This is a genomic window from Pseudomonas sp. NPDC087614 (assembly GCF_044743485.1).
Lineage (GTDB): Bacteria > Pseudomonadota > Gammaproteobacteria > Pseudomonadales > Pseudomonadaceae > Aquipseudomonas > Aquipseudomonas baetica_A.
Window position 1 is genome coordinate 71,295 of record NZ_JBIUWN010000018.1, and the last position, 8,834, is coordinate 80,128.

Genomic DNA, 8,834 nt, shown 5'->3' on the forward strand with positions numbered 1-8,834 from the left:
TTACCGGTATGTCCAGTGCAGGCGCAGTCTAGGCGCTGTTTTTTACGGATCGCAAGTGAAAAATGACGAATTGGCATGACCGGTCTTACCAGTTGTGCGCAATCCCCCGATCTTGAGCGGTTGTTGACCCGAAACTTTTTTGCAGGCGAAAAAAAACCGGCCATCACTGGCCGGTTCTTCATGCTGCGGGTTTAACGTCGCACTTAAGCGCCGTAGACCGGCAGTTTCTTGCAGATGGCTTTGACTTTCTCACGAACGGCGTCGATCACCGCTTCGTTGTTCAGGTCAGCCAGGATGTCGCAGATCCAGCCGGCCAGTTCTTTGCACTCTGCTTCCTTGAAGCCACGCGTGGTCACAGCCGGCGTACCGAAGCGCAGGCCGGAGGTGACGAATGGCGAGCGTGGATCGTTAGGCACGGAGTTCTTGTTCACGGTGATGAACGCTTTGCCCAGCGCGGCGTCGGCGTCTTTACCGGAGATGTCCTGCTTGATCAGCGACAGCAGGAACAGGTGGTTCTCAGTACCGCCGGAGACCACGTCGAAACCGCGCTCGATGAACACGCCGGCCATGGCTTTGGCGTTTTTCACCACTTGTTGCTGGTAAGTCTTGAACTCAGGCTGCAGCGCTTCCTTGAAGCAGATCGCTTTGGCGGCAATCACGTGCTCCAGCGGACCACCCTGGGCGCCCGGGAATACGGCGGAGTTCAGCTTCTTCTCGATGTCGGCGTTGGCGCGAGCCAGGATCAGGCCGCCACGCGGACCGCGCAGGGTCTTGTGGGTGGTGGTGGTCACCACGTCAGCGAAAGGCACCGGGTTCGGGTAGACGCCCGCGGCGACCAGACCGGCCACGTGAGCCATGTCGACGAACAGGTAAGCGCCAACCTTGTCAGCGATCGCGCGAAAGCGTGGGAAATCCAGAATCTGCGAGTAGGCAGAGAAACCGGCCACGATCATTTTCGGCTTGTGCTCAACAGCCAGACGCTCGACTTCGTCGTAGTCGATCAGGCCGTTGGCGTCGATGCCGTACTGCACCGCGTTGTACAGCTTGCCGGAGGAGGAAACGCTGGCGCCGTGGGTCAGGTGACCACCGTGGGCCAGGCTCATGCCCAGAATGGTGTCGCCACCTTGCAGCAGCGCCAGGTAGACAGCGGCGTTGGCTTGGGAGCCGGCGTGCGGCTGAACGTTGGCGTAATCGGCGCCGAACAGTTCTTTGGCGCGGTCGATGGCCAGTTGCTCAACCACGTCGACGAACTCGCAACCACCGTAGTAGCGCTTGCCCGGATAACCTTCGGCGTACTTGTTGGTCAGTACCGAGCCTTGAGCCTCCATCACCGCAGGGCTGGTGTAGTTTTCCGAAGCGATCAGCTCGATGTGTTCTTCCTGGCGCTGAGCTTCTTGCTCCATGGCGGCAAAAAGATCGGCGTCGTACTTGGCAATAGTCAAATCACGGCTGAACATGGCGGTCCTCAAGGATCGGGGGCAGAAAAGGGGGGCATTCTAACCCAATGGGTTTTGGATGGCATATGAAACGACATCATGTCGCAGACAAGTGGCATTCATGACAGATGTGCGGTGTTTTTACTGGCCGCTTCGCCAGCCGGCTCGCTCCCACGCTAACCGAGGCCAGCCTGCGATTTTGTGATCGACATCAATCCTTGTGGAAGCGAGCCTGCTCGCGAAGGCCGCGCCACAGATTTTCAGTCGAACATGAAGAGCGCATCGTTACTGAATTGCGCCTCGAACCGGCTCGCCGGCATTGGCCTTCCAAACAGATACCCCTGCACCTCATCGCAGCCATGCTCACGCAGGAAGTCCAATTGCTCATGGGTTTCCACACCTTCGGCGATCACCGCCAGGTTCAGGCTGTGGGCCATGGCGATGATCGCCCGGGCAATCTGTGCGTCCTGCTCGCCGGACGGCAGGCCGTCAACGAAGGTGCGGTCGATCTTCAGCACGTCGATCGGGAATTGCTTGAGGTAGTTGAGCGATGAATAACCGGTGCCGAAGTCGTCGACCGCAATGCTCAGGCCGAGGTTTTTCAGCCCGTCGAGAATCTGCATCGCCTCGCAGACTTCGCGCATCAGGATGCTTTCGGTCAGTTCCAGCTCCAGGCACGCCGGCGGCAGGCCGGTTTCCTTGAGGATATTGGCGATTCGCGTGCCAAGTTGGCCGTCTGAGAACTGCCGCGCCGAGATGTTCACCGACACTTTGGGCACACGCACGCGGTTCTGGTGCCAGGTCTTGAGTTGGCGACATGCTTCGCCGATCACCCAATCACCGACGTCTACCACCAGCCCGAGTTCTTCCAGTACCGGAATGAAATCTCCCGGCGGCACCAGTCCGCGACGCGGATGACGCCAGCGCAGCAGCGCTTCGGCGCCGGTCAGGCGTTTGCCGTCGCCACTGAATTGCGGCTGGTAATACAGGACGAATTCGTTCTGCTCCAAGGCATGGCGCAGGTCGCTTTCCAGCTCCAGGCGCTCAAGCGCACTGGCGTTCATGTCGGCCTGATAGAACTGGAAGTTGTTCTTGCCGCGTTCCTTGGCGTGGTACATCGCGGTGTCGGCGTTCTTCATCAACTGGCTGAGCTCGTTGCCATCCTGCGGGCTCAGGGCGATGCCGATACTGGCCGTGACGAAGAACTCGCGGCCTTCAAGCACGAACGGGCGCACCAGACTCGCAAGAATTTGCTCGGCCACATGGATCGCGCGGTTCAGCGCCATCTCGCGGCTGGAGCGATGTTGCAGCAGCAGGGTGAATTCGTCGCCGCCCATCCGCGCCACAGTGTCGTCATCGTCGACGCAGGCCAGCAGGCGCGTGGCCATGTCCTTGAGCATGCGGTCGCCGGCGGCGTGGCCGAGGGAGTCGTTGATTGGCTTGAAGCGGTCGAGGTCGAGGAACATCAACACCACCCAGGACTTCTGCCGCTCGGCCGATTGCAGTGCGGTGTGCAGACGATCCTGGAACAGTGTGCGGTTCGGCAGGTGGGTCAGGGCGTCGTAATAGGCGAGACGATGAATCCGTTGCTCGCTGGCCTTGCGCTCACTGATGTCGCTGAAGAAGCACACGTAACTGGCCAGGTCGCCTTCGTCATCGAGCACGGCAGTGATGCCGACCCATGCCGGGTAATGTTCGCCGTTACGGCGCTTGAGCCAGACCTCGCCTTCCCAGGTGTTGTGCTGATGCAGTTGCTTGAGCACGTAACGCAGGTGCGCATCCTGTTGCTCGTCGACGGTGAGCATGTTCGGCAACTGGTCGAGCACTTCGCTGACCGCATAACCACTGACGCGGCTGAAGGCTTCGTTGGCCTGGACGATGTACCCGGCCGGGTCGGTGATCAGGATCGCCGACGTAGAATGCTCGAATACGGTGGCCGCCATGCGCAGGTCTTTCTCGGCGCGGCGCTGTTGGCTGATGTCGCGCCCGACGCCGAGCACGCCTTCAAACGCGCCGTGCTCGTCCCACACCAGCACCAGTCGCAACTCGATCGGGATCTTGCGGCCATCGGCGCGCAGGCAGTCGAACAGGAATAACTGCGTCTGCACTTGATTGCGCAAGATTGCCAGTTGCTCGGGTTTGTCCAGCGCCTTGCTGACCCGATCCATCAGGGTGTAAATACCGCTCAGTTGCTGCGGATTGGCGATGGTCGATTGCCAGCCGTTCTGGAAAATCCACTCGGCGTCGTAACCCAGCACCGCTTGCACCGACGGGCTGACGTAGTTCAGCGAGAGCTTGCTGTCGGTGGAAAAAATCACGTCGCTGATGCTTTCGGCGAGCATGCGGTAGCGCTGTTCGCTGTCGCGCAGCGATTCGCTGGCCTCGATTTGCTCGGTGATGTCTTTGGCCACACCGATGATCCGCGTGACCTGATCATGTTTGTCGCGGGCCAGCGCTTGTTCACGAATATCGAAGCGCCGCCACTCGCCGTCGCGGTGCCGGAAGCGCAACTGGCACTGAAGCAGTTGACTGTAACCGGCGTGACGCTGCATCTGACGCGAGCGATGGTAATAGTCGGCGTCTTCCGGATGCAGGAGTATTTCCCAGAAGTACTCGCCCATTTGATGCAGTTCGGTGCGGTTGTAGCCCAGCGTTTGGCCGAGGTGGTGGTTGCTGAAAATCATCCTTTGGCTGACCACGTCTTGCACATACAGATGATCCGGCACGGTACGCACCACGTCCGACCAGAAACCTTCGCGCTCCAGCAGCGACAGTTCGATGAGTTTACGGCTGGTGATGTCGTTGATGCTCAGGATCACCGCTTTATAGTCGTGCTGCTCCTGCGGCAGGCGTAAAACCATCCACAGGTGTTGATCGCGACCGTTGGTGTCCGGCAGTTTGATTTCCAGTTCCAGCTGACTTTGCTGTTGAAGTACGGCGTCGAGTACCTGATTGCCGATCGCGCAGTGAGGGTGCGGATGACCGTCGATCAACAGTTGCCAGGCGTCGTCGCAGGAGTTGACGTTGAGCAATTGCAGCGCTACCTGATTGACTTCGGTAACGCGCAATTCCTGCAACACCTGCTGACGCTGTTGCGGCTGGTCGAGCCAGGCCTTGAGTTGATCGCTGCTCTGGATCTGCGCCTTGTCGAAAAACTGTTTCAGGCCGGAGAGGTCCAGCACGCACAAGGCGACGCCGGTGCCGTCGAAGATGTCCTGATAACGCCGGCGCCCCTCATGAACCTGGCGCTGACGGCGACGCATGTTCAATAGTGCGATCACCGGCAGCAGCGAGAAGGCCAGGCCCAGTAGGCATTTGCCGATGAACGCGGGCAGCAATTCTTCGAGCACGCGCTGGCGGTCGAACAAACCACGCAGTTGCCAATCGCTGCTGCTCAGCGCAACGGTGAGCACGGTGTTGGCCAGATCGTCGGGACTCAGCACGCCTGGCTTGGCGGATGACAGTATTTCGTCGCGACTGATGATCTGGTGGTTGAGGCGGTTTTCCACCAGCCACAGCGGACGCAGGCCGGTTTCACTCTGCTTGGTCAGCGAGTCGAAGAATGTCGGGGTCAGGCGCAGTGCCCAATAACCACGAACGTTGCCGCTGGCCTGATGCAATAACAGGTGTACCACCGAGCCATCGTCGGCATTGCTGAAGTAGTGCGCTTGGGCGCGGCTGCGGCGTACCAGTTCGCTAAGGTAGTCGGCGTCGGAGCTTTCGGCACTGCTGTCGCTGAGGATTCTCCCGGAGGGGCTGAGCAACGCCAGGCTGCGCAGGTCCGGCAGTGATTTTTGAAGCTTGCGTAACAGCGCCTGCTGTTCGTCGGCTGATTGCGGTTGTTCGACGATCGGTAGCAGATTGAGGGCGATTTGCGCGTTCAACGCCATGTTCAGGCTGACCTGTGAGGCGAGGTCGGCGGTGTAATCGATGGTGTATTGGCGCTGGTTTTTCTGGGTTTCGTGCAATTGATCAAGCAATTGCCAGAACAGCAACGCCAGCAACAAGAGCACCAATGTGGCCAGCGCACCCTTTAATGTTCCGCGCAGGGGGGAGCCTGGCGCCGGTTGGGAGCTGCTCACGGAGGCTGGCGGAGTGACTTTGGACAAGCTGTAATCCTGCGGTTTGGCTGGACTGGCGCGACGTGCACTATAAGCCGGACGCCCGAAGGGCGGCTAGCATGCCTTGAGTCGTGGCGAAGTGCCAGCCCCGCGCGGCTGGACTGCCACCGGTCATTCAGGTAGCTTTGCCGGTTACGCGGGAGCGTTCCAGCTCCTAGACTCAGACTTTTTTCAGCGCGCACGCATTGATCAACATCAAGTGAACGACGCGCACGGTCTGGCCGGGCATCGCCTGCGCTCCAATCATTCATCTGTCACTGACCCAAGGTTCTCCATGGCTCAATACGTCTTCACCATGCATCGGCTGGGCAAAGTTGTTCCGCCGAAGCGGGAAATCCTGAAAAACATTTCTCTGTCGTTCTTCCCCGGCGCCAAGATCGGCGTACTCGGCCTCAACGGTTCGGGTAAGTCCACGCTGCTGAAAATCATGGCCGGCGTCGACACCGAGTTCGAGGGCGAAGCCCGTCCGATGCCGGACCTGAACATCGGTTATCTGCCGCAAGAGCCACAACTTGACCCCACCAAGACCGTGCGTGAAGTGGTCGAGGAAGCGGTCAGCGTGATCAAGAACGCCCAGGCGCGCCTGGACGAGGTCTACGCGGCTTACGCTGAAGAAGATGCCGACTTCGACAAACTGGCGGCAGAACAGGCCAAGCTCGAAGCCATCCTGCAAGCCAGCGACGGTCACAACCTGGATCGCCAACTGGAAGTCGCCGCCGATGCGCTGCGTCTGCCGGCGTGGGATGCCAAGGTCGAACATTTGTCCGGCGGTGAAAAACGCCGTGTGGCCCTGTGCCGTCTGCTGCTGTCCGCCCCGGACATGCTGCTGCTCGACGAACCGACCAACCACTTGGACGCTGACTCCGTGGCGTGGCTGGAGCACTTCCTGCACGACTTCCCGGGCACCGTGGTTGCGATCACGCACGACCGTTACTTCCTCGACAACGTCGCGGGCTGGATTCTGGAACTCGACCGCGGCGCGGGCATTCCTTACGAGGGCAACTACTCGGGTTGGCTCGAAGCCAAGTCCGATCGTCTGGCGGCCGAATCCAAGCAGCAGTCGGCTCACGAAAAAGCCATGAAAGAAGAACTGGAGTGGGTGCGCAAAGGCGCCAAGGCCCGCCAGTCGAAATCCAAGGCTCGTCTGCAACGCTTCGAAGAAATGCAATCGCAGGAATTCCAGAAGCGCAGCGAAACCAACGAGATCTACATCCCGGCCGGTCCGCGCCTGGGCGACAAAGTCATCGAGTTCAAGAACGTCACCAAGGGCTACGGCGATCGCGTGTTGATCGACAACCTGTCGTTCTCCATGCCTAAAGGCGCCATTGTCGGCGTGATTGGCGGTAACGGTGCCGGTAAGTCGACCCTGTTCCGCATGCTGATGGGCAAGGAAACGCCGGATTCGGGCTCCATCGAAGTCGGCGAAACCGTGCAGCTAGCTTGTGTGGATCAGAGCCGCGAAGACCTCGACGGCAGCAAGACGGTGTTCCAGCAGATCTCCGACGGTTCGGACCAGATCCGCATCGGCAACTACGAGATTCCGTCGCGTACCTACGTCGGTCGTTTCAACTTCAAGGGCGGCGATCAGCAGAAGTTCGTCAAGGACCTGTCCGGTGGTGAGCGCGGTCGTCTGCACCTGGCGCAGACCCTGAAAGAGGGCGGCAACGTCCTGCTGCTCGACGAACCGTCCAACGACCTCGACGTTGAAACCCTGCGTTCGCTGGAAGAAGCCCTGCTGGACTTCCCGGGCGCCGCCATTGTGATCTCTCACGATCGGTGGTTCCTTGACCGCGTCGCGACCCACATCCTGGCGTACGAAGACGACTCCCAAGCGGTGTTCTTCGAAGGCAACTACACCGAGTACGAAGCTGATCGCAAAAAGCGCCTCGGCGAAGCAGCGGCCCAGCCACACCGGGTACGCCACAAAAAACTGGCCTGATACTGGGCGGGTTGCATAAAAAGCGGAGCCTTCGGGCTCCGCTTTTTTGTGCCTGGTTTTTTAGCAGGGCTTTGGTAGGCGGCAGGTGAGGTGGGCAACATTGGTCGCCGATGCGATGTGGGCCCAAGGCGTGGTTTACGAAGGTTCGACACGGATCACTTCAATCAGTTGGTCACCGGCGGGGCGCTGCCACAGCACCTCGTCGTTAAGCTGGGCGCCGAGCAATGCCCGGCCCAGTGGTGAGCCCCAGTTGATCAAGCCTTTGGCGGCGTCGGCCTGGTCTTCACCCACCAGTTGCACGCGGCGCTCGGTGTTGTGTTCGTCGGCATAGGTCACCCAACTGCCGATCTGCACCTTGTCGGTAGAGGTCGCGGCGACGGCGACTTGGGCACTGCCCAGACGTTGATTGAAGTAACGCAGATCCCGTTCAAGATCGGCCAGACGTTGTTTGTCAGCCTGTTCACCCTTGGCCGATTGCTCGGCGTGCAGGGCTTGCAACTCGGCGACTTTCCCCTGCAACTGGGCGAGCCCCTGCGGTGTGACGTAATTGGGTTGCGTGCTGACCTGCCGTTCGACGGGCTGATCGGCTTGCGCGGCGGCATTGTCTTCGTTAACGAAAGCGCGGCTCATGGTGTCCTCCTCTTCATAGAGTTTGGGCCATGGTCGCCGGCATTTGGTTTCACTGGATGTCTGGAAGCGACCTACTGCGAGCGGTAAGCCCGCCCGGCGCCCTGATCTTTCTGGCGCTGCCAGGCGCGTTCGCGTTCGTCCCAGTGTTCGTTGCGATACTCTTCGCGACCCTTGTTTTCCAGCATCGCCTGACACTGGCGAAAGCCGTCGGTCCAGCCTTCGGCGTATTGGTTGTCCTTGAGATAGCGCGGCACGTTCTTGCGGAATTCGCCGCTGATCGAACCGGCCGCTTGCCGGCCGCTGACACAACCGTCATCAAAACCGTCGGCGAAGGCCGGTGGGTAACCTTTGGCGATCAAATCTTCGTGAGTGGTCTGGCAACCGCCCAGCATCAGCAAAACACCTAGCAAACCCGCACACCGCCACATCGCACTCTCCCGCGCCGGTTCTCGGCTGATAGGGAAAGTCTAGAAGGGGATTCGTCGGGCGTTGGTGAAAGGCGTGTGAGTAATTCGTTGAACACTGGAGATTCCTGTAGGCGGGCTTGCTCGCGAAACCGGTGTGTCAGCCGACATTTGAATCGCCTGACACGACGCCTTCGCGAGCAGGCCCGCTTGTATGGTAGGACTTGAAGGGAGGAGGAGGGACAAGGCTCGATTCTGACTGTTAGCGCAGTACAGACCGTGGGAGATTTCACCCTCCTCCTTT

General features: G+C 59.9%; 5 protein-coding genes. 1 reads left to right on the plus strand and 4 read right to left on the minus strand.

The window, feature by feature from the left end:
- Window positions 1–203: 203 nt before the first annotated feature.
- Both glyA and ACIOWA_RS10060 read right to left on the minus strand, forming a co-directional pair.
- Entirely contained in the window at window positions 204–1,457 is a 1,254-nt protein-coding gene (glyA, locus tag ACIOWA_RS10055; protein WP_221730117.1) for a serine hydroxymethyltransferase, read from the minus strand.
- 239 nt (window positions 1,458–1,696) lie between these two features.
- Window positions 1,697–5,545 carry an EAL domain-containing protein gene (locus ACIOWA_RS10060; RefSeq protein WP_339432756.1) on the minus strand — a complete coding sequence of 1,283 codons (3,849 nt, stop codon included), beginning with the start codon at window positions 5,543–5,545 and terminating at the stop codon, window positions 1,697–1,699.
- A gap of 286 nt (window positions 5,546–5,831) precedes the next feature.
- Here ACIOWA_RS10060 and ettA point away from each other — a divergent pair, with 286 nt between their 5' ends.
- On the plus strand, window positions 5,832–7,496 hold the full coding sequence (gene ettA, locus ACIOWA_RS10065; protein WP_401159591.1) for an energy-dependent translational throttle protein EttA: 1,665 nt from the start codon (window positions 5,832–5,834) through the stop codon (window positions 7,494–7,496).
- Between the two features lie 135 nt (window positions 7,497–7,631).
- On the opposite strand, the gene ACIOWA_RS10070 is transcribed toward ettA, so the two are convergent.
- Window positions 7,632–8,126, minus strand: coding sequence for a GreA/GreB family elongation factor (locus tag ACIOWA_RS10070; protein ID WP_401159580.1), 495 nt, complete (start codon window positions 8,124–8,126; stop codon window positions 7,632–7,634).
- Between the two features lie 71 nt (window positions 8,127–8,197).
- Complete coding sequence (locus ACIOWA_RS10075) at window positions 8,198–8,554, minus strand: hypothetical protein (protein ID WP_339493859.1); 357 nt, start codon at window positions 8,552–8,554, stop codon at window positions 8,198–8,200.
- Window positions 8,555–8,834: the final 280 nt, after the last annotated feature.

Coding starts and splice junctions, on each gene's coding strand:
- glyA (WP_221730117.1), bottom strand. CDS start 1,457: ATGTTCAGCCGTGATTTGACTATTGCCAAGTACGACGCCGATCTTTTT.
- ettA (WP_401159591.1), top strand. CDS start 5,832: ATGGCTCAATACGTCTTCACCATGCATCGGCTGGGCAAAGTTGTTCCG.
- ACIOWA_RS10070 (WP_401159580.1), bottom strand. CDS start 8,126: ATGAGCCGCGCTTTCGTTAACGAAGACAATGCCGCCGCGCAAGCCGAT.
- ACIOWA_RS10075 (WP_339493859.1), bottom strand. CDS start 8,554: ATGTGGCGGTGTGCGGGTTTGCTAGGTGTTTTGCTGATGCTGGGCGGT.